Here is a 22,731-nt window from a genome sequence, read left to right as displayed (position 1 = left end):
GTGACGCAGGCGCCCCCCACCGACGGCGGCGATCCGCGGCGGTCCGCGCCGGCCGCGCTGCGCAACCGCGACGCCATCGCGCGCGAGCTTGCGCGGCTTGCGCCGGGGCGCGGGCGGGCGCTGGAGATCGCGTCGGGAAGCGGCGAGCACGTGGTGCGGTTCGCGCGGGCGATGCCGGGGCTGGAATGGCAGCCGACCGACCCCGATCCCGGCCAGCGCGCTTCAATCGCCGGGTGGATCGCGGCGGAGGCGCCAGGGAACGTCGCCGCGCCGCGCGATCTCGACGTGACGCGCCCCGGCTGGGCCGAGGACGAGGCGGGGGCCGCGCTGGTCGTCCTCGTCAACCTCTTGCACCTCGTGACCGACGCGGGCGCGCGGACCGCGCTCGATGGCATTGCGCGGGTTCTCGCGCCGGGCGGCATCGCGGCGATCTACGGGCCCTTCCTCCGCGACGGCGAGACGACGAGCGAGGGCGACGCCGCGTTCCACGAAAGCCTCAGGGCGCGGGGAACCGGTCTGGGCTACAAGGACGTGGCGGAGGTCGCGGCCCGGCTGGTCGCCGCCGGCCTCTCGCATGTCGAGACCGTCCGGATGCCCGCCAACAACCTGCTGCTGGTCTTCGAACGGACGTGACGCAAGGTCATCCGCCCGACGGGCCGCCCGCGCGCCAACCCACTGGTGAATTGCCTGTTTCTGCCTGTATGCTTGCAGGACGCAGGGAGGCGATGCTGGCGCGCCGGCAGGGAGGTTCGCGTGAGATCGGAGCATGACGAGACCGAGGAGGGCCTGTTCGCCCTTCTCGCAGGGCCGGCGATTGCGCGCCTCGCGCGCGAGACCGTGCCGCGCGGCACACGCATGATCGAGGCCGGAAGCGCGGCCGAGGCGATGTATCTCGTCGAGACCGGCCGTTTCCGCGTGCGGCGCGACGGTGTCGACCTCGCCGAGATCGGGGCGGGCAACGTCATCGGCGAGATCGCCTTCCTCGCCGGCGGCGCGCGGACGGCGGACGTGGTGGCGGCGCGCGACTCGGTCGTGCTGAGGATCGACCGGGCGGCCTACGAGCTGTTGTGCACCGAGACGGCGGGCCTGCAGCAGGCCATCGCATCCGAGCTAGCCGCGCGGCTGGCGCGGACCTCGGCGCGGGTGGTGCCCGATCCCGGGCGTACGCCGGCGCGCACGGTCTGCATCATTCCCGCGGCGGGGGCGCCCCTGCCCGAGCGCTTCGTCCCGGACCTCGTGGCGGCGATGGAACGCCACCAGTCGGTGCGGACCGTCACCGAGGCGGCGCTGCGCGCGGCGCTGGGTCCCTCGGCCGATCCCGGCGGACCCGAGGCGACGTCCTGGCTCAACGCGCAGGAACGCACCGCCGATACGGTGGTCTACGTCACGGGCACGGATGCGTCGGACTGGTCGCGCGCCGCGCTCAAGCAGGCCGATCACGCCGTGTTCGTGGCGCAGGCCGCGCGCCATGCGCCGCCCTCGGAGATCGAGGCCCTCGCCCTCGACCTGATCCCCGAAAGCCAGCGGCGGCTGGTGCTGATCCATCCCCACAGGATGCAGCGCGCCTCCGGGACGGGCATCTGGCTGAACTCGCGTCCGGTCTTCATGCATCACCACGTCGCGATGACCGCGGACGGGGCCGACATGGCGCGGTTGGGGCGGTTCCTTGCCGGGCAGGCCATCGGCCTGACCCTGTCGGGAGGCGGCGCCTTCGGTGTCGCGCATGTCGGCGTGTGGAAGGCGCTCGACGACATCGGCATCCCGCTCGACATCGTGGGCGGAAGCTCGGTCGGCTCGGCGATGTCGGGCGCCATCGCGCTCGGCCTGTCCGCCGAGGAAATCGGGCCGCGGGTCGAGGAGATCTTCGTCCGCTCCGGCGCAATGCGCCGCGTCACCGTTCCGAAATACGGCTTTCTCGACCACAAGGTCCTCGATGCGGCGCTGCACAAGCATTACGGCGATGAGCCGATCGAGGACCTCTGGCTGCCCTATTTCGCCGTGGCCGCCGACCTGTCGTCGAACGAGATGGTCGAGATCCGGCGCGGCCCCCTGTGGGAGGCCGTGCGCGCGTCCTCCGCGATCCCGGGCATCCTTCCCGCCTTCTACAATGCCGACGGCCAGATGCTGGTCGACGGCGGCTGCATCGACAACATGCCGTTCCGCACGATGCATCGGCTGAAGTCGGGACCGAACGTCGTGGTCAACGTGCAGAAGAAGACCGGCCAGCGCTTCCATGTCGACTACGCCCGCCTGCCGGGACGCGCCGAGCTTCTGAAGCGGTCGGTCATGCCCTTCGGCAAGGGTGCGCCGCGGGCGCCCGGCCTGGTGTCCACCGTCATGCGCTCGTTGCTCGTCGGGCAGTCCGACATGCTCAAGGCGCTGCGGTCGACCGACATGATGATCCGGCCTCCGGGCCTGAGCGGGGCGGGATTTCTCGCATGGAACAAGCACAAGCTGTTCTACGAGATGGGCTACCAGCACGCCTCGGAGGTGTTTCAGACGGCGAAGGCCGACGGCGATCCCGCGATGGCCGCGCTTCTGCGGGCCGCCGCCGCGTGACGCCACGCGTTCAGCGCGAGAACGGCGGCCAGCGAAACGCCGTGCATCCGTTCGGCCCTGCCGGCGCTGGCCGCGTCGGCGGCGAGGCTCTGCGCGAAAAGCATGGCGTAGGCGCCGAGGAGCGGACGCACGAGGACCGAGGGCGCCACCGCGAGGCTCGCCAGGCGGAGCCGCCGTGGCAAGACCCGGCAGGTCCCGCGCCCCAGCCGAGGCGTCCAAGGGACAGGCCAAGCGCCAGCATCGACCGAAACGGGGCCCGCCAGGCGAACCCGGCAGGTGCGGCGTGGCTCGCGACCGCGATCAACCGTCCACGCGGATGACCGCGTTCGCAGGGTCGTAGGGGCTGTCCTCGACCACCTCGGCGTCGAACAGCTCGCGGAACATGCGGACCTTCAGCTTGGTGCCGACCGTGGCAAGGTCGGGGCGTACATAGCCCATCCCGATCTGCTTGCCGAACGCCACCGAATAGCCGCCCGAGGTCAGGCGCCCCACCTTCTCGTCACCCGAATAGAGCGCCTCGCGGCCCCACGGATCGGCGTCCTCCGGCCCATCGATCAGGACCGTGACGCACTTGGCGCGGATCCCCGTCTCCAGCATCTTCGCCTTGCCGCGGAAGTCCTTGTCCGTGTCGACGAACCGGTCCAGCCCCGCCTCGAGGGGGGTGGCGTCGCGGCCAAGCTCGGTGCCGAACGCGCGATAGGACTTCTCCTGCCGCAACCAGTTCTGCGCCCGCGCGCCGACGAGCTTCATCCCGTGCCTTTCGCCCGCAGCCATCAGCTGGTCCCACAGGTAGGTCTGCATCTCGATCGGGTGGTGAAGCTCCCAGCCCAGCTCTCCGGTGTAGGCCACGCGGATGGCGCGGACCGGGCACATGCCAAGCTCGATCTGGCGCATCGAAAGCCACGGGAACCGCTTGTTGCCCAGCACCGTCTCGGGGTCGGCGTCCTTCACGATCTCCTTCAGGACGTCGCGCGACCTGGGCCCCGCGATGGCGAAGACGCCCCACTGGGTCGTGACGTCGTGGATGTCGACATATGCGCCGCCCCCGGCCACGAAGTCCTCGGCCGCCTTGCGCATGAAATCGGCGTCGTAGGCCGTCCATGCCCCTGCCGAGACGAGGTAGTATTCGTGCTCGGCGAGGCGCACGATGGTGTATTCCGTCCGCGTCGTGCCGTGCTCGGTCAGCGCGTAGGTCAGGTTGATCCGCCCCACCCTGGGCAGCCTGTTGCAGGTGAAGCCGTCGAGGAATGCGGTCGCCCCCGGCCCGCGCACGAGGTGCTTGGTGAAGGCCGTCGCGTCGATCAGTCCGACGCCGTTGCGGACCGCCTCGGCCTCGGCCCTCGCATAGTCCCACCAGCCGCCGCGACGGAAGCTGCGCGTGTCGTGATCGAACCCCTCGGGCGCGTCCGCCGGACCGTAGTAGTTCGGCCGCTCCCAGCCGTTCACACAGCCGAACTGCGCGCCCAGCGCCTTCTGCCGCTCGTACGCGGGCGCGGTGCGCAGCGGGCGGCAGGCTTCGCGCTCTTCGTCGGGATGGTGCAGGATGTAGACGTGCTCGTAGGCCTCCTCGTTCTTGCGGGCGGCGTATTCGGTCGTCATCCAGCCGCCGAAGCGGCGCGGGTCGAGCGAGGCCATGTCGATCTCGGCCTCGCCCTCGACCATCATCTGCGCGAGGTAGTGGCCGGTGCCGCCCGCCGCCGTGATCCCGAAGGAAAAGCCCTCGGCCAGCCACATGTTGCGCAGGCCCGGCGCGGGGCCGACCAGCGGGTTGCCATCTGGCGTGTAGCAGATCGGTCCGTTGTAGTCGTCCTTCAGGCCCACCGTCTCGGAGGATGGAATGCGGTGGATCATCGACATGTATTCCTCCTCGATCCGCTCGAGATCGAGGGGAAAGAGGTCGGCGCGGAAGCTTTCGGGCACGTCGTAGAGGAACCGCGCGGGCGCGTTCCGCTCGTAGGGGCCGAGGATCCAGCCGCCGCGTTCCTCGCGGACATACCACTTGGCGTCGGCGTCCCGCAGGACCGGATGCTCGGGGTTCGAGCGGCGATACTCGACCAGCGCGGGGTCGGGCTCGGTCACGATGAACTGATGCTCGACCGGGATCGCCGGGTGCTTGATCCCCAGAAGCCGCGCCGTGCGCTGCGCGTGGTTGCCTGTGGCGGTCACGACATGCTCGGCGGTCACGACAACCTGCTCGTCGGAGGGCACGAGGTTGCCGCCCTTCTCCACCATCTTCGTGCAGCTGACGCGCCACTCCGCGCCGGTCCACTCGTAGCCGTCGACCTGCCATTTCCGCTCGATCGCGACGCCGCGCTGGCGCGCGCCCTTGGCCATCGCCATCGTCACGTCGGCGGGGTTGATGTAGCCGTCCGTGGGATGGAAGATCGCGCCCTTCAGGTCCTCGGTCCGCACCAGCGGCCAGCGCGCCTTGATCTCGTCGGGCGTCATGAATTCGAAGGGGATGCCCACGGTCTCGGCGGTCGAGGCATAGAGCATGTATTCGTCCATGCGCGCGTCCGTCTGCGCCATGCGAAGGTTGCCCACGACGTAGAAGCCTGCGTTCAGGCCCGTCTCCTCCTCGAGCGACTTGTAGAACCTGACCGAGTAGTCGTGGATGTGGCTGGTCGCGTAGCCCATGTTGAACAACGGAAGAAGACCGGCGGCGTGCCATGTGGAGCCGCTTGTCAGCTCGTCCCGCTCCAGCAGCATGACGTCCTGCCACCCCTCGCGCGCGAGGTGGTAGGCGATGGATGCGCCGACGGCGCCGCCGCCGACGACGAGGGCTTTGACATGGGTTTTCATCTGGCGCGCCGCTCCGATACGGGATTCTCAAATCTCGCCCTCATTGCCCGAGCGCGAGGGGATACGCCTCGCCCAATCGACACAATGCGGGCTGAAAGCGACATGATCGCAGAAGCCGCCCCTAGTCCGTGCACGCGGCGCGGCTTGCCGCAAGTGCGCTGACGCGCAGGGGCGCGCCGTCGTGCCGCCGGACAAGGTCGAAGTCGCGAGGGCGGGCCGCCGGCAGGGGGCAGAATCCGAGGCGCCGCGCGTAGTCGCGCGTGGCGGCGCCGTCGCCGCCGTCCTCCCAGAGAAGGGTCGCCGCCCCGGCCTTCGCAACCACATGTTGCGCCTGCGGAAATTCGGGCGTCGCGAAGGCGCGCGGCGCCTGCAGCCGAAGATTGGCGAGCACCCAGTAGCTTGGCGCGATCACGGGCTCGGGCAGGCCCGCATCCCGCAACGCGGCGTCGAGTGCGGCATAGTCGTAGTCGGTCCGGGGGTTGATCCGGGTGCTTTCGACCCACTGCGCCGAGGTCGACAGGACGCCCAGCAGCACGCCAGCCGCAAGCACCAGCGCCGTCGCGCGGGGCCGCCCCCGAAGCGCCGCGCCCATCACGATCGGCAGAAGCGGCACGCAGACCGGCACCAGCCAGCGCATCCGCACCTCTGTCGCGGCGGTGGCCATCGCCACGACCAGGCCGAGGGCCCACAGGATCAGGCCCCAGCGCGACAGGAGGGCGGGCGCGGCCTCAACCGGCCGCTGGATGTCGGAGACCCGCCCGCCCGACAGGAAGAACGCCGCCGCGGCGATCAGCGACACAAGCAGGTAAAGGCTTGCCGTCGCGCCGAGGTAAAGCCCCGCGCCACGCAGCGCGCCCGCCGCGCCCTCGGGCGCCGCGGGGACGAAACCCGCGGTGAGGGCGAAGACGGCGTCGGCGTTCGACAGCGCCCAGACGAGGTGCGGCGTGACGATCGCGGCAGCGATCCCCACGGCCAGCACCGCCTGCGGGCGCAGGAGCGCGCGCGCGCGCGGCATCGAGAGATCGGCCGCCACCAGCGCGCCGAGGAACAGGGCGCTGTTGTATTTCGACAGGAGCATCAGGCCCGACACGATCCCCAGCAGCGCGAAGCGCCGTCCCCCGCCATGCCGCAGGATGTCGAGGTAAAGCACCGCGGCCCAGGTCATCAGCGCGAAAAGCAGGACGGAATGGGCGTAGTTCCGCTGGCTTTCGAGGCCGATCTCGACGACGGCGAACAGCGACATCATGGTGGCCGTCGCCACCCGCCCGTCATGGCCAAGCCGCATCGACAGCGCGCGGATGCCCAGGAACCCCGCGAGGAGCAGCCCGAATTTCAGCGCGTTCTCCGCGATCTGGCTGACGCCGAGGACCTGCTGCACGCCGATCAGAAGCCATGTGTAGAGCGGCGGCTGCGAGCGCCCGTACCCCCAGTCGAGCACCTGCGTGTAGACCAGTTGCTCGGCGCCATCGACGCTGGTGCCGCTGCGCAGGACCGACAGGATCACGGCCTGCCCCGCGAAGGCGAGCGCAAGCAGGATCGCGGCGCGCGACCAGCGCTCGCCCGGCGCCGACCCGGCGGCCATCACAGCATCGAGGGCACGACCATGTCCGGCGGGCGGTGGCCGTCGGCGAAGGTCTTGATGTTGATGATGACCTTCTCGCCCATCTCGGTGCGTCCCTCGCGCGTGGCCGAGCCCATGTGCGGCAGAAGCACCACGTTGGGCAGCTCGCGCAGGCGGGGGTTCACCTCGCGCCCCTTCTCGAAGACGTCGAGCCCCGCCCCCGCGATCTCGCCAGCGCGCAGCATCCGCGTCAGGGCGTTCTCGTCGATGACCTCGCCGCGCGAGGTGTTCACGATGATGGCCTCGGGCTTCATCAGCTTCAGACGGCGGGCGTTCATCAGGTGGAAGGTCGAGGGCGTGTGCGGGCAGTTGACCGAGACCACGTCCATGCGTGCGATCATCTGGTCGAGGCTTTCCCAGTAGCTCGCCCCCAGCGCCGTCTCGATGTCCTCGTGGACGCGGCGGCGGTTGTGGTAGTGGACCTGCATCCCGAAGGCCTTCGCGCGGAGCGCAACCGCCTGCCCGATCCGGCCCATGCCCAGAATGCCGAGGCGCTTGCCGCCGACGCGGCCGCCCATGAAGGCCGTCGGCGCCCAGCCCTTCCAGTTGCCCTCCTGCATGACGGCCATGCCCTCGGGCACGCGGCGCAGGACGCCGAGGATCAGCGCCATCACCATGTCGGCGGTGTCGTCGGTCATGACGCCGGGGGTGTTCGACACCAGGATCCCGCGCTGCCGCGCGGTCGAGACGTCGATGTGATCCACCCCGGCCCCGTAATTCGCGATCAGCTTAAGCCTGTCGCCCGCCTGGCCTAGCATACTGGCGTCGATCCGGTCGGCGATGCAGGGCACCAGCACGTCCGCCCGGTTCATCGCCGCGACCAGCGCGGGCTTGGTCATGGGGAGGTCGTCCTCGTTCAGCTCGACGTCGAAAAGCTCCCGCATCCGAGCCTCGACGGCCTCGGGCAACCGTCGCGTGACGACAACACTCAAGCGCTCACCTGCCATCTGACGCTTCCCCCTGCTGGCATTCCGCAACCGGGAGTGACACTCTCGCATCCGCGGGGATGGCGCAAGAACGAGCCTCCCGCCCGCGACAATAACCGCATTCCCCGTGCGCCGGCGCCAAGACCGGACGGGGGCGATGACGACAGAGGCAGCAGAGTGACCCGCAACCTGGCAAGTACGCTTGGCGGCGCTATGACGGTGATGATCGTCGTGGCGTTCATAACCCTCGGTTTCGCGGGCGCACAGACGGAGGGCGCCCCGGAAGCGGCGACGCCGGAGGCGGCGGCGGCCCGCATCCTGCCCGCGCTGGCGCGCGAGGCGGCCGCGCCCGACCCGGTCCCGGTCCGCGCGGCGCCCGCCGACGTGCGGCGGGGCCCCGTCACGGGCTTCCCGCTGCCGCGCTACGTCTCGCTCGGCGCGTCCGAGGCGAATGCCCGCCGCGGCCCGTCGCGCAGCCACCGCATCGACTGGGTCTTCACCCGCCGGGAGATGCCGGTGATGATCGTCGCCGAACACGGCCACTGGCGCCGGGTCGTCGACCGCGACGGCGTCGGCGGATGGATGCACTACTCGCTTCTCTCCGGCGTGCGCACCGCCATCGTCGACCGCGACATGCTCCCCCTCTACAGCCGCCCCGACGCGAACAGTCCGGTGCGCGCCCGCGCCGAGCTTGGCGTGATCGGCCGCCTCAGGGAATGCCGCCCGTCGTGGTGCCTGATGGAGGTGGGCGGCCACCGCGGCTGGGTCGATCAGCGCGCGCTCTGGGGCGTCGAGGCCGACGAGGTCTTCGACTGAGGGCACGGGCGCGGATCGAAGCGCGCCCCCGCGATGACCGGGACGAAAGGCGCGCGCGAGGACTGACGCCGCGGGGGGGCTTCGCGCTATAGTCAGCCGCAGCCACCCCCCGCCCGTCCGTCCGAGCCGAGGCCGCGATTGATCCTTGAACCGCTTCATACGACCCTTCGGGACGGCAGGCCCGTCTTGATCCGCGAAGTGACGCCCGAGGACGCCGCGCTTCTGCGGCTCGGCTTCGATCACCTGTCCGAGACCTCGCGGCACTTCCGCTTCTTCGGCGCGATCAGCACCCTGAGCGAGGAGCAGGTCGCGGCCTTCACCAGCGAAAGCGATCGCGACCACGTCGCCATCGGCGCCGCCGTCCCCTTGCCCGAGGGTCTCGATCCCGCCGGAACCGCCCGCTACATCCGCCTGGCCGCCGATCCGCGGACGGCCGAGTTCGCCCTGACGGTCGTGGACCGCTACCAGCGCCTCGGCCTCGGCAGCCTGCTGCTGGGGGTGCTTGCCGCGATCGCCCGGCAGAACGGCGTCGACCGGCTCCTGGGCTACGTCATGCGCGCGAACCGCCCGATGATGGAGCTGATGGAGGCGCTCGGCGCGGACCGGAGGCAGGGGCCCGAGCCCTCGGTCCACGAGATGCTCGTGGAGCTGCACGACGATCCGGCCCGCTATCCCCCGACGGCGGCGGGCGACGCGGTCAGGCGCGCCTTCGCGCTGGTGCGCACCCGGCCACCCGGCCCCTAGGCCACCCGGTCGAGCCCGCGCCCCTTCAGAAGCGCCTCGACCCCCGGCATCCGGCCCCGGAACGCCGTATAGAGGTCGTCCGCCTCCCGCGAGCCGCCGGCAGACAGGATGTGACGCTCGAGGCGCGCGGCGATCTCGGGATCGAACGGGCCGTCCGCCTCCTCGAAGGCCGCGAAGGCGTCGGCGTCCATCACTTCGGACCACATGTAGCTGTAGTAGCCCGAGGAATAGCCGTCGCCCGCGAAGACATGGGCGAAGTGCGGCGTGGCATGGCGCATCCGGATCGCGCGCGGCATCCCGATGCGCGCCAACGTCTCCGCCTGCGCGGCCATCGGGTCCGCAGGCGCGGCGCCGGCATGGAAATCGAGGTCCACGAGCGCGCTCGCGACATACTCCACCGTCTGGAACCCCATGTCGTAGGTCTGCGCCGCCAGCAGCCGGTCGAGAAGGTCCTGCGGGATCGGCTCGCCCGTCCTCGCGTGGCGGGCATGGGTCCTCAGGACTTCGGGCACCTCCAGCCAGTGCTCGTAGAGCTGGCTTGGCAATTCCACGAAGTCGCGCGCGACCGAAGTTCCCGAGATCGACCCGTAGGTGACGTCCGACAGCATCTGGTGCAGCGCGTGGCCGAACTCGTGGAACAGCGTCCGCGCGTCGTCGTAGGACAGAAGCGCGGGGTCGCCCTTGGCGAAGTTGCAGACGTTGACCACGATGGGCCGCACCTCGCCGCCGAGCTTCTTCTGGCTGCGCATGGCCGAGCACCACGCGCCCGAGCGCTTCGACCCGCGCGCGAAATAGTCGCCGACGAAGACGGCCATGTGGCGACCGCCCCGCGTCACCTCCCAGGCGCGCGCGTCGGGGTGGTAGAGATCCACGTCGAGCGGTGCGAATTCCAGCCCGAACAGACGGTTGGCGCAGTCGAACGCGGCCTCGATCATCGCCTCCAGACCGAAGAACGGCTTCAGTTCGGCCTCGTCGAGGTCATGCTCGGCGCGCCGCCGCTTCTCGGCGTAGTAGCGCCAGTCCCACGGCTCCAGCGGACCGTTGACGCCGTCCTCGCGCATCATCTCCTCGAGAACCCGCGCATCGGCGTCGGCCGAGGCCTTCGCAGGCTCCCACACCGCCATCAGTAGCTCGCGCACCCGATCGGCGCTGCCCGCCATCTCGGTCTCGAGCTTGTAGCCCGCGAAATCCTCGTATCCCAGCAGCCCCGCACGCTCCTGCCTCAGCCGCAGGATCTCGGCCGCGATCTCCCGGTTGTCGGTCGCGCCGCCATTTTCGCCGCGCGCGGTCCAGGCCCTGAAGGCGCGCTCGCGCAGGTCGCGGCGCGGCGAGAACTGCAGGAACGGCACGATCAGCGACCGCGACAGCGTGACCACCGGGCCGCTCGCGCCCTTTTCCGTGCCGGCCGCGCGGGCGGTGTCGACGACGAAATCGGGCAGCCCCTCGAGGTCGGCCTCGGACAGCTCCATGAACCACTCCCGCTCGTCGGCGAGAAGGTTCTGAGTGAAGGACGTTCCAAGGACGGCGAGACGCGACTTCACCTCCGTCAGCCGCGTGCGCGCCTCGCCCTCCAGCGCGGCCCCCGACCGCACGAAACTGCGGTGCGTCAGGTGGAGAACGCGCATCTGCTCCTCCGACAGCCCCAGCTCGTCGCGCCGTTCCCAAAGCTCGGCGATGCGCGCAAAGAGCTTCTCGTTGTTCACGATCTCCGAGCCGTAGGCCGAGAACTTAGGCGCGAAGTCGCGCTGCAGCGCCTCGCGGGCGGGATTGGAATCCGAGCCTGCGAGATTGAAGAACACGCCCGCCACCCTGTCGAGCGTGGCATCGGCCAGTTCCAGGGCCTCGACCGTGTTCGCGAAGGTCGGCGGCGCGGGGTTCTCGGCGATGGCGCGGATCGCGGCCCGCCCCTCCTCGAGCGCGGCGTCGAGCGCCGGCGCGAAATGGCCGTCCTCGATCGCGGCGAAGGGCGGCAGGCCGAAGGGGGTGTCCCAGTCGGCGAGCAACGGGTTGGCGGCGGCGTCTGTCATGTCGGTCTCCCCTCGTGTCACGCGATACCTAGTCCGCCGCCGCCCCGGTTGCGAGGCCCCCCTGCGCAGGCGGCCGGAAAGGCGCCCCGCGGCCTCGCGCTGGCGACGGCGTCAGATCGATCCGCAGACCGGGCAGTCGGGGCGGCGCGCCACGCGGATCGTGCGCATCTCGGCATGGAGCGCGTCGTAGATCAGCATCCGGCCCCGCAGCCCCTCGCCCGCGCCGGTGACATGCTTGACCGCCTCCAGCGCCATCAGCGAGCCGACGACGCCCGGCAGCGCGCCGATCACGCCGGTCTCCGCGCAGGTCGCCGCAAGCCCCGGGGCGGGCGGCTCGGGGAAGACGCAGGTCAGGCACGGCGCGCCCGCGGCCGGATCGTAAAGCGTCACCTGCCCCTCCCACGCGCTGATCGCGCCGGCAAGGACGGGCCGTCCCGCCGCGACGGCCGCGCGGTTGACGAGCGCCCGCGTCTCGTAGGTGTCCGTCCCGTCGAGGATCAGGTCGTAGTCCTCGAAGAGCGTCGCGGCGATCTCGGCGGTCAGCGCGCGGTTGTAGGGCCGGACCTCGACGTGCGGGTTCAGCGCCGTCATCGCGGCCTGCGCCGAGAAGACCTTGGGCATGTCCTGCCGCTCGTCGGTATGGATCACCTGCCGCTGAAGGTTCGACAGGGCCACCACGTCGCCGTCGATCACGCCGATCCGACCCACGCCCGCCGCCGCGAGATAAAGCAGCGCCGGAGAGCCGAGGCCCCCCGCCCCCACCACGAGGACACGCGCGCGTTTCAACGCGAACTGCCCGCCGCCTCCGATGTCGGGCAACGTGATGTGGCGGGCGTAGCGTTCCAGTTCCACGTCGCTGAAGGGCGCGCCCTCCTCTGGCCCGGTCACGGGCTCGCGCGCCGCCTCCGCGGCCTCCGCCCGCCCCCGGACCTTCGACAGGATCGCGCGATAGATCAGCACGAGGACTGCTCCCGCCCCCAGCAGCAGCCACAGCGCGGGCGAGCCACCGGTCAGCTCGCGGACCGGATGGCCGCCGGGCAGGGCCACCTGCACGGCCAGCACCGCGACATAGAGCAGTCCCAGCATGTTCAGCCGGGCGGCCCTCGGCACGCCCATGAAGTGCCCGATCCCCCAGATGACGGCCGCCACGAACAGGACGAACAGCATCAGCTCACCCCGGTGGAGCCGAAGCCCCCCTCGCCGCGCGCGGTCTCGTCCAGCCTCCCCGCCACGACGAACCGCGCCTGCACGACCGGCGCGACCACCGCCTGGGCGATCCGGTCGCCATGGCAGATCCTGTAGGGCTCCGCCCCGAGGTTCACCAGAAGCACCCCAAGCGGCCCGCGATAGTCCGCGTCGATGGTGCCGGGCGTGTTGGGCAGCGTGATGCCGTGCTTCAGCGCAAGTCCCGAGCGCGGCCGGATCTGCATCTCGTATCCCTCGGGGATCGCCACCCGCAGCCCAGTGGGAACGACCGCGCGCTGCATCGGCGCGAGGACCAGCCCGGCCTCGCGGTCCCCGGGGACGAGGTTCGCGCGCAGGTCCGCCCCCGCGGCGCCCGCCGTCGCGTAATGCGGCAGGGGCACGGCCGGATCGGCCCAGTCCTCGCGCAAGACCTCGATCGGAACAGTCACCGGCAGACCAGACACGCGCGTCCCCTTCATCTTTCTCCAAATACGCAAGATACCGGCGCCGCCACTCAGCCGAGCGCCAGGGCGATGCGCGACGCCAGCCGCCGCGCCGTCTCGTCCTTCGACATCCGGGGCCAGGCCTCCGCCCCCTCCCCGGTGATCAGCGTCACCGCGTTCTCCGTCCCGCCCATGATGCCCGTCGCGGGCGACACGTCGTTGGCGACAATCCAGTCGCAGCCCTTCCGCGCGCGCTTGGCGGTGGCGTTGTCCTCCACCGCCTCGGTCTCGGCGGCGAACCCCACGACGAGGCGCGGCCGCCCCGCCTCCATCCGCGACACCGTGGCGAGGATATCGGGGTTCTCGCCGAAGCGCAGGCTGGGCGCGGCGGCCTCGGCGGTCTTCTTGATCTTCTGCCCCGAGGCGTTCTCGACCTTCCAGTCGGCCACCGCGGCGGCGAAGACGGCGGCGTCCGCGGGGAGCGCGGCGAGTGTCGCGTCCAGCATCTCGGACGCGGTCTCGACGGCGATCACCTCGACGCCCTGCGGCGGCGGCACCGATGCCGGACCGGTCACGAAGCTCACCCGCGCGCCGAGGTCGCGCAGCGCGGCGGCGATGGCCGTCCCCTGCGCCCCGGACGAACGGTTGGCGATGTAGCGAACCGGGTCTATGGGTTCGTGGGTCGGTCCCGACGTGACGAGGACATGCCTGCCCGCCAGCGGCCCCGCGCCCAGCGCGGCCTCGATCGCGGACAGGATCTGTGGCACTTCCGCCATCCGTCCCGGTCCGAACTCGCCGCAGGCCATCGCGCCGTCCGCGGGGCCGACGACGAGAATGCCGTCCTCGCGCAGCGTGCCGAGGTTGCGCCGGGTGGCCGGGTGCTCCCACATGCGCACGTTCATCGAGGGGGCGATCAGGACGCGCTTGTCGGTTGCCATCAGGACGGTCGAGGCGAGATCGTCGGCATGTCCGCCCGCCATCTTCGCCATGAGGTTCGCCGTCGCCGGCGCGACCACGAGGAGGTCTGCGGCGCGCGACAGCTCGATATGGCCCATCTCGGCCTCGTCGGTCAGGTCGAAGAGGTCGCGAAAGACCTTCTCGCCCGCCAGCGCCGAGACGCTCAGCGGCGTCACGAATTCTTCCGCGGCCCGCGTCAGGACGGGCACGACTCGCGCGCCTCTTTCGCGGAGGCGCCGGATCAGGTCCAGCGCCTTGTAGGCCGCGATGCCGCCGCCGATGATGAGAAGGATGGTCCTGTCGGCCAGCATGTCCGGTCCGGTGATTGCCCCTGTCGAAGGTTAGGTCCCGGCCCCGGTGGGGGCAATGCCGAATTCCGGATCGGCGGGACGGTCGCCCCCGGCCCCCTTCGGTGCGACCGGAGGGGCATCGAAGGGCAGGGCGCGGCGGCGCGGCGCGAGGGTCAGCGGAAGGCCGCGCAGGGGTCCTCGCGTTCGACCGGATCGGCGACCGTCCAGAAATCGAACGGAACCTCGCCCTCGGGCTCCGCCTCGAACTGGCCGAGGCTGAGGACAGACAGACCGGGCTCCGCCTCGGCCAGAAGCGCGGGCACCCCCCAGTCGCGGCGCGCATGGCCGTTTCCGGTGACGACGACCACCGGCGCGCCGTGCGCGGCCAGCGCCTTCAGGGCCGCATCGGCCAGCATCGCGTCGCGCAGCCTCTGCGCCTCGACGAAGCCGGGCAGGATGTCTTCGGGAAGCGCGTTGCAGTGCGCCTCGAGCTGTTCGGCCTCACGCAGGGCCTGCTCGCCCGGATCGAGGCTTCGGGTCAGGCCGAAGCGGGCCGCGTCGCCGCCGAAGACGGTGGCCGCGCCGTCTGCGAAGGCCTGGCGCGCGCGCGCTCTCGGCACCTCGGCGCCGAGGATGGGAAGCGTGGTTCCGTAGGCCAGCAACGGGTAGTACATCGAGAAATCGGGCCAGCCGGACTCGCCCCAGGCAAGCGCCGCCTCGAGCGCGCCGGCGTCGGCCGCAAGCTCGGGCGTCACGCGCGCCGCTTCCTCGTCGGTGAGCATCTCGAACACGATCGCGGTCGGCCCCAGCGCCGCCATGGCCTCGGCCTGGAAGGCGTGATGCGCGGGGCTGTCGTGGATCTCGCCCAGAACGACGACATCCGAGCCGGCAGCGCGCGCCGAAAGCTCCAGAGCGTCGTCGATGCGCTCGGCCGATCCCTGCGCCGGCAGAAGCGCAATGGCCGCAAGCAGAAGCGGAGCGCGTCGCGTGCGGCGGCGCGCGGGGTCGTCGGTCATGAGGCTGGTCCCCGTGCGTTGCGGCGTGGATCAGTCGGCGAAGGCGAAAAGCGCCGGGCGCAAAGCGCCATCGCCGTCAGCGTCCGACACCACCCCGCTCGCGGCACGTTCCGCGATTCCCAGGGGCGCCGCCGACAATCCGCCGTCGGGCGCACGCAGCATGAGGCTCGCCCCGAACATGAGCGCCAAAAGCGCCAGCGGGGCGTGGAGGATCACACGGCGAGGAATGACCGGACCTCCTTCGACTGCATCTCGAGCGTCTTGCGCATCTTGCCGAAAGCCGCCGCCTCAAGCTGGCGGACGCGTTCCTTGGACAGCCCAAGCTCGTTGCCGAGGCTCTCGAGGGTGCGCGGATCCTCGCGGAGCTTGCGTTCGCGGACGATGAAGCGCTCGCGTTCGTTGAGGGCGCCCATGGCGTTGATCAGCCAGTCGCGCAGCGTCTCCATGTCATGGGCGTGCTCGACCGCCGCCGCGGCCTGTTCGCTCTCGTCCTCGAGCGTGTCGATCCACTCGCGGCCCTCGTCGTCGACGGACTGCGTGGCGTTCAGCGAGTAGTCGGACCCCGCAAGGCGCCCCTCCATCATCTCCACGTCGTGAAGCGGCACGCCGACCTCGGTCGCGATCATCTGGCGAAGCTGGTGCTTGTCGAGCGTCTGACCCTCGGCCATCGCCTCGCGCTCGAGCCGGGCCTGGACGCGGCGCATGTTGAAGAACAGCGACTTCTGCGAGGACGTGGACCCGGTGCGCACCATCGACCAGTTGCGCATCACGTAATCCTGGATCGACGCCTTGATCCACCACACCGCGTAGGTCGAGAAGCGCACGCCGCGGTCGGGGTCGAACTTGTCGGCCGCCTTCATCAGGCCAAGGCCGGCTTCCTGGATCAGGTCGTTCATCGGCGCGCCGTAGCGCTTGAACTTGGCCGCCATGGAGATCGCCAGGCGCATGTAGGCGGTCACGAGACGGTGCAACGCCTCCTCGTCCCGATGGTCGCGCCACGCGTACGCCAGCTTGAGCTCCGTCTCTGCGTCCAGAAGCTCGGCCTTCATCGCACGACGCGAAAGCGACTGATCTCCACCCATGTCAAGTGCCATGACGCACCCCCGATGTTGGTTTCCCTGATGGTCTCGCAAGCAGTCTTTGTCCGTGTTACGCAGCCAAATCTCGTTTGGTTCACTTTTCGGAAAAGAAAATTGCGGCTTCCTCCTCTCACGCTGATCATCGGCGGCGCATCCTCGGGCAAGTCGGCCTTCGCCGAGAGGCTGGTGCGGCAAAGCGGTCTGGCCAAGGTCTACGTCGCAACCGCCGAAGCGCACGACGCCGAGATGGAGGCCAAGATCGCCGAGCATCGCGCGCGGCGTTTCGGACAGGGCTGGCGCACGATCGAGGCGCCGCTCGACCTCGAGCGCGCGCTGCTGAACGCCGAGATCGGCGAGGTGGTCCTGGTGGACTGCATCACCTTCTGGCTGACCAACCAGATGCTCGACGAGGCCGACCTCGCCGAGGAAACCGACGCCCTGATCGACCTTCTCGCGCAGATGTCACAACCGGTCGTGATCGTCACCAACGACGTCTCGGGCGGCATCGTGCCCGAGAACGCGATGGCCCGCGCCTTCCGCGCCGCGCAGGGGCGGCTGAACCAGCGCCTTGCCGCGCAGGCCGATCTCGTGGTCCTCGTCACTGCGGGCCTGCCGTCGGTCCTGAAGGGCGCGCCCCCGGCGCCCGAGGAGAACCGGGCGGAAGACGACTGGGCCGACGATCTTGACGCCGAAGCCCCGGACCACCCGGGCGGCACGTCTTGGTAGCGCGCCTCTGGTGGGTCCGTCACGGCCCGACGCACGAACGCGCCTTCACCGGCTGGCGCGACGTGCCGGCGGACCTGTCGGACGACGCGGCGCTCGCGCGGCTGGACGCGCATCTGCCACGGGACGCCCTTCTCGTGTCCTCCGATCTCGCGCGCGCCTCGGCGACGGCGGACCGGCTGGGCGCGGGGCGGACGCGCCTTCCCGACGAGCCGCGCCTGCGCGAATTCGATTTCGGCGAATGGGACGGCCTCGTGTTCGACGAGGTCTCCACGCGCGACCCCGACCTGTCGCGCGCCTTCTGGGAGACGCCGGGCACCGTCGCGGCCCCCGGGGGCGAGACATGGAACGGCGTCGCCGCGCGCGTGTCGGACGCGATCGACGCGCTCGCGCGCCTGCACCCCGGCGCGGACCTCGTGGCCGTGGCGCACATGGGCGTGATCCTGAGCCACCTCGGCCATGCCGGGGGCCTCGGCCCCATGAAGGCGCTGGGGCACCGGATCGAGCCGCTGTCGGTCACGCGGCTGGACCGCGACGGCGCGGGGTGGCGCATCGTTTCGGTCAATCACCTCGCCTGATCGCCCCCATCAGGAAATCGCGATTGACGGCACGGGTCCCTCCACCGCTCATGGCGCGATGACATATCGCCTTCTCATCGGACAACGATCCTACTCCTCGTGGTCGCTGCGCGGCTGGCTCCCCTTCGCCGCGTTCGGTATTCCCGTCGAGGTGGTCACGACCCGCCTGTACTCGGACGCCTTCGCGTCCGACGTGGCGGCCTTCGGCGGCAAGGGGACCGTGCCGGTCGCCCGGACGCCCGAGGGCGGCATCCTGGACGACAGCCTCGCCATCGCGTGGCACCTCGCGGAGGCCTTTCCCGACCACGGCCTCCTGCCCGCGGACGGCCGCGCGAGGGCCGAGGCGCAAAGCATCGTCGCCGAGATGCATTCGGGCTTCACCGCCCTTCGCCGCGCGTGCCCGATGAACCTGCGCACGGGCTGGGCCGGTTTCGCGCCCTCGCAGGACGTCCTCGCGGACCTCGGCCGCATCGCGGACCTCTGGGGCCGCGCGCTCGACCGCTCGGGCGGGCCCTGGCTGTTCGGCGGCTTCACCCTCGCCGACGTCTTTCACGGGCCCGTCGCCACCCGGATCGCCACATACGGCCTGCCCGGTCCCGACCACGCGCGCCGCTACGTCGACGCGATGCTCGCGCATCCCGACATCCGCCGATGGCGCGCCATGGGCGCCGCGGAGGGCGGCGCCGACCTATCGCAATACCGGATGCCGCTGGAGCGCGTGCCATTCCCGGCCCCCCCGACAATCGCGGCGCGCGCCGTGGACGACGGAACGCCCCTGAACGACGCCTGCCCCTATTCGGGCGAGCCCGTGACGCACCTCGCCGAGATCGGCGGGGACGTCTTCGGCTTCTGCAACCGCTTCTGCCGCGACAAGACCGTCGCCGACCCGGAAGCCTGGCCACGGTTCACGGCGCTCCGCGAAGGACGGCTTAACCGTTCGTAAACGCTTGGCCGCTAAACGTTAACCATGTTTGACGGACACCGGCCCGAAAGCGTCGCGCGCTGCCACACCGTCGCCTTCGAGGGGCTCGAGGCGCGGCGGGTCGAGGTGCAATGCGCCGTCACGCCGGGCCTGCCGGGCTTCGCCGTCGTCGGCCTGCCCGACAAGGCGGTGTCCGAATCGCGCGAGCGCGTGCGCACCGCGCTGCAGGCCATGGCGATTGCCCTGCCCTCCAAGCGCATCACCGTGAACCTCGCGCCCGCCAACCTTCCCAAGGAGGGGTCGCATTTCGACCTGCCCATCACGCTCGCGCTTCTCGCGGCCATCGGCATCGTGCCGCCGGACCGGATTGCGGAAAGCATGGCGCTGGGCGAGGTATCGCTCGACGGGCGCCTCGTCGCGGTCCTCGGCGCGCTCCCCGCGGCACTTGCCGCCGGGGAGGACGGGCGCGTCCTTCTGTGTCCCGCCGCCTGCGGCGCGGAGGCGGCCTGGGTCGGGGCGACGCCGGTCTACGCCGCCGGAAGCCTCGCCGAGATGATCGCCCACCTCACCGACCGCGCGCCGCTGGAACCCGCGCGCCCGGGCGAACTGGACGAGACGCCGGTGCCGGGCTGCCTGTCGGAGGTGCGCGGACAGGAACGCGCCAAGCGCGCGCTCGAGATCGCGGCGGCCGGGCGTCATCACCTGCTGATGATCGGCTCGCCGGGGTCGGGCAAGTCGATGCTCGCGGCGCGATTGCCGGGCCTCCTGCCACAGCTGTCCGCGCCCGAGGCGCTGGAGACCTCGATGATCCATTCGCTCGCCGGACTGCTCGACGAGGGCGGCATCTCGCGCACCCGCCCGTTCCGCGCGCCGCATCACACGGCCTCGATGGCGGCCATCGTCGGCGGCGGGCGCGGCGCGGAACCGGGTGAGATCTCGCTGGCGCACAACGGCGTCCTGTTCCTCGACGAATTCCCCGAATACCCGCGCGCCGTCCTCGAGACGCTGCGCCAGCCCATCGAGACGGGCGAGGTCGTCGTGGCGCGCGCCAACGCGCACGTGAAATATCCCTGCCGCTTCCTATTGGTCGCCGCCGCCAATCCCTGCCGCTGCGGCCATCTCTACGACGCCGATCAGGCCTGCGGCCGCGCCCCGGTGTGCGGCCAGGAATACCTGTCGCGCATCTCGGGCCCGCTGATGGACCGCTTCGACCTGCGCATCGAGGTGCCCGCGGTCTCCTACCGCGACCTCGACATCCCGGCCGGCGGCGAGACGTCGCGGAGCGTGGCCCAGCGCGTGCGCGCCGCGCGCGAGGTGCAGGCCGCGCGCTTCGGCGAACTGAAGGCCGCCGCCCGCGTCAATGCCGACGCGGAGGGCGCGCTTCTGGACCGGATCGCGACGCCGGACGCGGCGGGGCGGGAGATGCTGCTGAAGGCGGCCGAGCGTTTCCGCCTCTCGGCGCGCGGATATCACCGGATCCTGAAGCTCGCGCGCACGATCGCCGACCTCGACGGCTGCGCGACGATCTCGACGCCCCATGTCGCCGAGGCGGTCAGCTACCGCCTGATCGGCGCGCCCGAGCTCTAGCCTCCGAGGCGCGCCTCGACGGCGTCCCAGATCATGCCCGCGACATTCGTGCCGTCGAAACGCTCCAGCTCCTGGATGCCGGTCGGCGAGGTCACGTTGATCTCGGTCAGCCAGCCGCCGATCACGTCGATGCCGACGAAGACCTGCCCCATGTCGCGCAGGCGCGGGCCGATGGCGGCGCAGATCTCATGCTCGCGGTCGGTCAGGCCTGCCTTCTCGGGCCGCCCCCCGACATGCATGTTGGAGCGCGTCTCGCCCGCCGCCGGAACCCGGTTGATCGCGCCTGCGGGCGTCCCGTCCACGAGAATGATGCGCTTGTCGCCCATCGACACGTCGGGAAGGAACTTCTGCACGATCAGGGGCTCCCTGCTCATGCCGGTGAACAGCTCGTGCAGCGACGAGAGATTGCGGTCGTTGGGATCGAGACGGAACACGCCCGCCCCGCCATTGCCATAGAGCGGCTTGAGGATGATGTCCCCGTGCCGATCCTTGAATTCGCGCAGCACGCCGATGTCGCGCGCGATGGCGGTCGGCGGCGTCAGCTCGGGAAAGTCGAGGACCAGAAGCTTTTCGGGCGAGTTGCGCACCCAGAACGGATCGTTGACGACGAGCGCCCTGTCCTTCAGCCGGTCGAGGATGTGCGTCGTGGTGATATAGCCCATGTCGAAGGGCGGATCCTGCCGCAGCCAGACCACGTCGACCTCCGCGAGGTCGAGATCCACGGTCGCGCCGAGCTTGGCATGCGCCCCCTCGACCCGTTGCACCGAAAGCGGCTCGGCGCGCGCCATGACGCGCCCCTCCCGGAAGGACAGGTGCTCGGGCGTGTAATGCCAAAGCTCGTGACCGCGCGCCTGCGCCTCCTCGGCGAGACGGAACGTGCTGTCGGCCCGGAAATCGACGGAACCGATCGGATCCATCTGAAACGCAACCTTCATGCCCTGTCTCCCATGCCCGGAACGCGGCCTTGATGGCGCGGTATCGCCAAGAGCGCAATGGGGTCAGGCGCAGAGCGCGCCGGGAATCAGGCGCAGAGCGCGTTCGGAATGATGTCGAGCTGTCCGCTGCGGTCCACGAGGGCGACGTCGAAGCGCATCGGCGTGAGTGATCCGCGCGGCATCTGCCCGATATACGCCTCGGCGCTTTGCAGCAGCCGGCGCACCTGCCGCTGCGTCAGCGCCTGGGCGGCCTGCGCGTGGGTCGCGGAGGACTTCACCTCGACGAAGACGATCTCGCCGGCCTTCTCCAGGACGATGTCGATTTCGCCTGCGCCCCCGCGCCAGCGGCGCGTCCGGACCCGGTGCCCGCTGCGTTCGTAGCAGCGCACCACCTGTTCCTCCGCCGCCGCGCCGGCATGGAAGTTGCGCCGTCCGCGCAGGGCCTGCCGGGACGCAGCGACGTCACGGCCACCGCCCGACCCGTCCACCACCGGCGCGCGCCCACGCATCCCATGGCCGGCATCCCGTCCTTCAGTCGCGTTCTCCACTGCCGCTTTCTCCTTTCAGCCGAAGGGCCGTCTGGTAGACGTCCCGCCGCGGCATCCCGAATTTCTGCGCCACTTCCGCCGCGGCAACCTTCAGGCTTTCGCGTTTCATCGCGTCGCGCAGTTCGTCCTCCAGCGTAGCCTCGGAGGGGCGAATGTCCGGGCGCCGGTCCACCACGAGGACGCATTCGCCTTTCGGAGGCTGCCCCGAAAGGTCGTCGCGGAGCCGCCCGAGCGACCCGCGCCGCACGTCTTCGAAGCGTTTGGTCAATTCCCGGCAGAATGCCGCCTCGCGCTCCTCTCCGAAGACTTCGCACAATTCGCCTAACAATCGGTGAACGCGCCGCGGGCTTTCGAACATGATCACGGTCGCCTGCGCCGCGACGAGCCCCTCGATCCACGTCCGGCGGGCGGCTGCCTGCGGCGGCGGGAAGCCCGCGAACAGGAACCTGTCGGACGGCAGCCCCGACACCGTCAGCGCCGCCAGCACCGAGGAGGCGCCGGGCGCGGCCGTCACCGGAATGTCCGCCGCGATCGCCGCCCTTGCAAGCTGGTAGCCGGGGTCGGCCACGAGCGGCGTTCCCGCGTCCGACACGTAGGCCATGCGCGCGCCGTCCTTCAGCATCGCGATGAGCCTGGGGCGCATCTCGGGTCCGTTGTGGTCGTGGTAGGGCACCAGCGGCCGGCCGCGGACGGGGATGGAGTGCATCTCCATCAGCCGCCGTGCCGTGCGCGTGTCCTCGGCGGCGATGACATCGGCCGCCCGCAGCGTGTCGAGCGCGCGCAGCGTGATGTCGTCGGCCGTGCCGATCGGCGTGGCCACGAAGTGCAGCCCGGGCGCGAGGGCCGCCGCGGAAACCGGCGGGGCGCCGCCGTCGTCGCGCGGCGCGTCGTGCGGCGCCTTGCGTTTTCCGCCCGCCATGGTCATGCCTCCCCCGTGAATGGTGGCGCGGCCAAGGTCCGTTTACTTGGCCGC

The 22,731-nt window shown here is 70.8% G+C and carries 21 protein-coding genes; 8 read left to right on the top strand and 13 right to left on the bottom strand.

Features of this window, described 5'->3' with window-relative positions:
- Both P6F26_RS02185 and P6F26_RS02180 read left to right on the top strand, forming a co-directional pair.
- Window positions 1-633, top strand: a complete 633-nt coding sequence (locus P6F26_RS02185) for a DUF938 domain-containing protein (RefSeq protein WP_278026997.1) — start codon at window positions 1-3, stop codon at window positions 631-633.
- 120 nt (window positions 634-753) lie between these two features.
- Window positions 754-2,559, top strand: coding sequence for a patatin-like phospholipase family protein (locus P6F26_RS02180; protein ID WP_278026996.1), 1,806 nt, complete (start codon window positions 754-756; stop codon window positions 2,557-2,559).
- On the opposite strand, the gene P6F26_RS02175 is transcribed toward P6F26_RS02180, so the two are convergent.
- From P6F26_RS02175 to P6F26_RS02160, 4 genes are all read right to left on the bottom strand, one after another.
- The gene (locus P6F26_RS02175; protein ID WP_278026995.1) at window positions 2,496-2,741 is read right to left on the bottom strand and encodes a hypothetical protein; all 246 of its coding nucleotides are present in this window, start codon (window positions 2,739-2,741) and stop codon (window positions 2,496-2,498) included. The genes P6F26_RS02180 and P6F26_RS02175 overlap by 64 nt on opposite strands.
- Before the next feature lie 118 nt (window positions 2,742-2,859).
- Entirely contained in the window at window positions 2,860-5,361 is a 2,502-nt protein-coding gene (locus P6F26_RS02170) for a GcvT family protein (RefSeq protein ID WP_278026994.1), read from the bottom strand.
- A gap of 121 nt (window positions 5,362-5,482) precedes the next feature.
- On the bottom strand, window positions 5,483-6,943 hold the full coding sequence (locus P6F26_RS02165; protein ID WP_278026993.1) for a glycosyltransferase family 39 protein: 1,461 nt from the start codon (window positions 6,941-6,943) through the stop codon (window positions 5,483-5,485).
- Window positions 6,943-7,929, bottom strand: coding sequence for a 2-hydroxyacid dehydrogenase (locus P6F26_RS02160; RefSeq protein ID WP_278026992.1), 987 nt, complete (start codon window positions 7,927-7,929; stop codon window positions 6,943-6,945). The genes P6F26_RS02165 and P6F26_RS02160 overlap by 1 nt, the downstream gene beginning before the upstream one ends.
- 156 nt (window positions 7,930-8,085) lie before the next feature.
- Between P6F26_RS02160 and P6F26_RS02155 the strand changes: the two genes are divergently transcribed.
- Window positions 8,086-8,724, top strand: coding sequence for an SH3 domain-containing protein (locus P6F26_RS02155; protein ID WP_347403027.1), 639 nt, complete (start codon window positions 8,086-8,088; stop codon window positions 8,722-8,724).
- A gap of 186 nt (window positions 8,725-8,910) precedes the next feature.
- Entirely contained in the window at window positions 8,911-9,468 is a 558-nt protein-coding gene (locus P6F26_RS02150) for a GNAT family N-acetyltransferase (RefSeq protein WP_278026991.1), read from the top strand.
- On the opposite strand, the gene P6F26_RS02145 is transcribed toward P6F26_RS02150, so the two are convergent.
- The 6 genes from P6F26_RS02145 to P6F26_RS02120 form a co-directional block, all read right to left on the bottom strand.
- Window positions 9,465-11,495, bottom strand: coding sequence for a M3 family metallopeptidase (locus P6F26_RS02145; RefSeq protein ID WP_278026990.1), 2,031 nt, complete (start codon window positions 11,493-11,495; stop codon window positions 9,465-9,467). The two genes, P6F26_RS02150 and P6F26_RS02145, sit on opposite strands and share 4 nt — an antisense overlap.
- Before the next feature lie 111 nt (window positions 11,496-11,606).
- Window positions 11,607-12,662 (bottom strand): HesA/MoeB/ThiF family protein, encoded by a 1,056-nt coding sequence (locus tag P6F26_RS02140; protein ID WP_278026989.1) that lies wholly within the window; start codon window positions 12,660-12,662, stop codon window positions 11,607-11,609.
- Window positions 12,662-13,159, bottom strand: a complete 498-nt coding sequence (dut, locus tag P6F26_RS02135; protein ID WP_430736711.1) for a dUTP diphosphatase — start codon at window positions 13,157-13,159, stop codon at window positions 12,662-12,664. Before dut ends, P6F26_RS02140 begins: the two co-directional genes overlap by 1 nt.
- A gap of 35 nt (window positions 13,160-13,194) precedes the next feature.
- The gene (coaBC, locus tag P6F26_RS02130) at window positions 13,195-14,391 is read right to left on the bottom strand and encodes a bifunctional phosphopantothenoylcysteine decarboxylase/phosphopantothenate--cysteine ligase CoaBC (RefSeq protein ID WP_278026988.1); all 1,197 of its coding nucleotides are present in this window, start codon (window positions 14,389-14,391) and stop codon (window positions 13,195-13,197) included.
- A gap of 152 nt (window positions 14,392-14,543) precedes the next feature.
- Window positions 14,544-15,386: a ChaN family lipoprotein gene (locus P6F26_RS02125; RefSeq protein ID WP_278026987.1), complete on the bottom strand. Its 843-nt coding sequence runs from the start codon at window positions 15,384-15,386 to the stop codon at window positions 14,544-14,546.
- Between the two features lie 212 nt (window positions 15,387-15,598).
- Window positions 15,599-16,480 carry an RNA polymerase factor sigma-32 gene (locus P6F26_RS02120; RefSeq protein ID WP_278026986.1) on the bottom strand — a complete coding sequence of 294 codons (882 nt, stop codon included), beginning with the start codon at window positions 16,478-16,480 and terminating at the stop codon, window positions 15,599-15,601.
- Between the two features lie 99 nt (window positions 16,481-16,579).
- Between P6F26_RS02120 and cobU the strand changes: the two genes are divergently transcribed.
- From cobU to P6F26_RS02100, 4 genes are read left to right on the top strand one after another with little or no spacing between them, the layout of a single operon-like run.
- Window positions 16,580-17,191, top strand: a complete 612-nt coding sequence (gene cobU, locus P6F26_RS02115) for a bifunctional adenosylcobinamide kinase/adenosylcobinamide-phosphate guanylyltransferase (RefSeq protein ID WP_347403026.1) — start codon at window positions 16,580-16,582, stop codon at window positions 17,189-17,191.
- Window positions 17,185-17,766 carry a histidine phosphatase family protein gene (locus tag P6F26_RS02110; protein ID WP_278026985.1) on the top strand — a complete coding sequence of 194 codons (582 nt, stop codon included), beginning with the start codon at window positions 17,185-17,187 and terminating at the stop codon, window positions 17,764-17,766. The genes cobU and P6F26_RS02110 overlap by 7 nt, the downstream gene beginning before the upstream one ends.
- A 58-nt stretch (window positions 17,767-17,824) precedes the next feature.
- Window positions 17,825-18,709 carry a glutathione S-transferase gene (locus P6F26_RS02105; protein WP_278026984.1) on the top strand — a complete coding sequence of 295 codons (885 nt, stop codon included), beginning with the start codon at window positions 17,825-17,827 and terminating at the stop codon, window positions 18,707-18,709.
- Between the two features lie 24 nt (window positions 18,710-18,733).
- Window positions 18,734-20,275 carry a YifB family Mg chelatase-like AAA ATPase gene (locus P6F26_RS02100; RefSeq protein ID WP_278026983.1) on the top strand — a complete coding sequence of 514 codons (1,542 nt, stop codon included), beginning with the start codon at window positions 18,734-18,736 and terminating at the stop codon, window positions 20,273-20,275.
- Here P6F26_RS02100 and gshB read toward each other — a convergent pair.
- From gshB to rsmI, 3 genes are all read right to left on the bottom strand, one after another.
- Window positions 20,272-21,210 (bottom strand): glutathione synthase, encoded by a 939-nt coding sequence (gene gshB, locus P6F26_RS02095; protein ID WP_278026982.1) that lies wholly within the window; start codon window positions 21,208-21,210, stop codon window positions 20,272-20,274. The two genes, P6F26_RS02100 and gshB, sit on opposite strands and share 4 nt — an antisense overlap.
- Before the next feature lie 86 nt (window positions 21,211-21,296).
- A complete protein-coding gene (locus P6F26_RS02090) occupies window positions 21,297-21,719 on the bottom strand; it encodes a YraN family protein (RefSeq protein ID WP_278026981.1) in 423 nt (140 codons plus the stop codon).
- Window positions 21,720-21,741: 22 nt separating this feature from the next.
- Window positions 21,742-22,677: a 16S rRNA (cytidine(1402)-2'-O)-methyltransferase gene (rsmI, locus tag P6F26_RS02085; RefSeq protein ID WP_278026980.1), complete on the bottom strand. Its 936-nt coding sequence runs from the start codon at window positions 22,675-22,677 to the stop codon at window positions 21,742-21,744.
- Window positions 22,678-22,731 lie beyond the last annotated feature (54 nt).

Source organism: Roseicyclus salinarum (assembly GCF_029624655.1).
In the GTDB taxonomy this organism is placed as follows: domain Bacteria; phylum Pseudomonadota; class Alphaproteobacteria; order Rhodobacterales; family Rhodobacteraceae; genus Roseibacterium; species Roseibacterium salinarum.
This window is presented reverse-complemented; position numbering and strand designations above follow the sequence as displayed.

Coding starts and splice junctions, on each gene's coding strand:
- P6F26_RS02170 (WP_278026994.1), bottom strand. CDS start 5,361: ATGAAAACCCATGTCAAAGCCCTCGTCGTCGGCGGCGGCGCCGTCGGC.
- P6F26_RS02165 (WP_278026993.1), bottom strand. CDS start 6,943: ATGGCCGCCGGGTCGGCGCCGGGCGAGCGCTGGTCGCGCGCCGCGATC.
- P6F26_RS02160 (WP_278026992.1), bottom strand. CDS start 7,929: ATGGCAGGTGAGCGCTTGAGTGTTGTCGTCACGCGACGGTTGCCCGAG.
- P6F26_RS02145 (WP_278026990.1), bottom strand. CDS start 11,495: ATGACAGACGCCGCCGCCAACCCGTTGCTCGCCGACTGGGACACCCCC.
- P6F26_RS02140 (WP_278026989.1), bottom strand. CDS start 12,662: ATGCTGTTCGTCCTGTTCGTGGCGGCCGTCATCTGGGGGATCGGGCAC.
- dut (WP_430736711.1), bottom strand. CDS start 13,159: ATGAAGGGGACGCGCGTGTCTGGTCTGCCGGTGACTGTTCCGATCGAG.
- coaBC (WP_278026988.1), bottom strand. CDS start 14,391: ATGCTGGCCGACAGGACCATCCTTCTCATCATCGGCGGCGGCATCGCG.
- P6F26_RS02125 (WP_278026987.1), bottom strand. CDS start 15,386: ATGACCGACGACCCCGCGCGCCGCCGCACGCGACGCGCTCCGCTTCTG.
- P6F26_RS02120 (WP_278026986.1), bottom strand. CDS start 16,480: ATGGCACTTGACATGGGTGGAGATCAGTCGCTTTCGCGTCGTGCGATG.
- P6F26_RS02105 (WP_278026984.1), top strand. CDS start 17,825: ATGACATATCGCCTTCTCATCGGACAACGATCCTACTCCTCGTGGTCG.
- P6F26_RS02100 (WP_278026983.1), top strand. CDS start 18,734: ATGTTTGACGGACACCGGCCCGAAAGCGTCGCGCGCTGCCACACCGTC.
- gshB (WP_278026982.1), bottom strand. CDS start 21,210: ATGAAGGTTGCGTTTCAGATGGATCCGATCGGTTCCGTCGATTTCCGG.
- P6F26_RS02090 (WP_278026981.1), bottom strand. CDS start 21,719: ATGCGTGGGCGCGCGCCGGTGGTGGACGGGTCGGGCGGTGGCCGTGAC.
- rsmI (WP_278026980.1), bottom strand. CDS start 22,677: ATGGCGGGCGGAAAACGCAAGGCGCCGCACGACGCGCCGCGCGACGAC.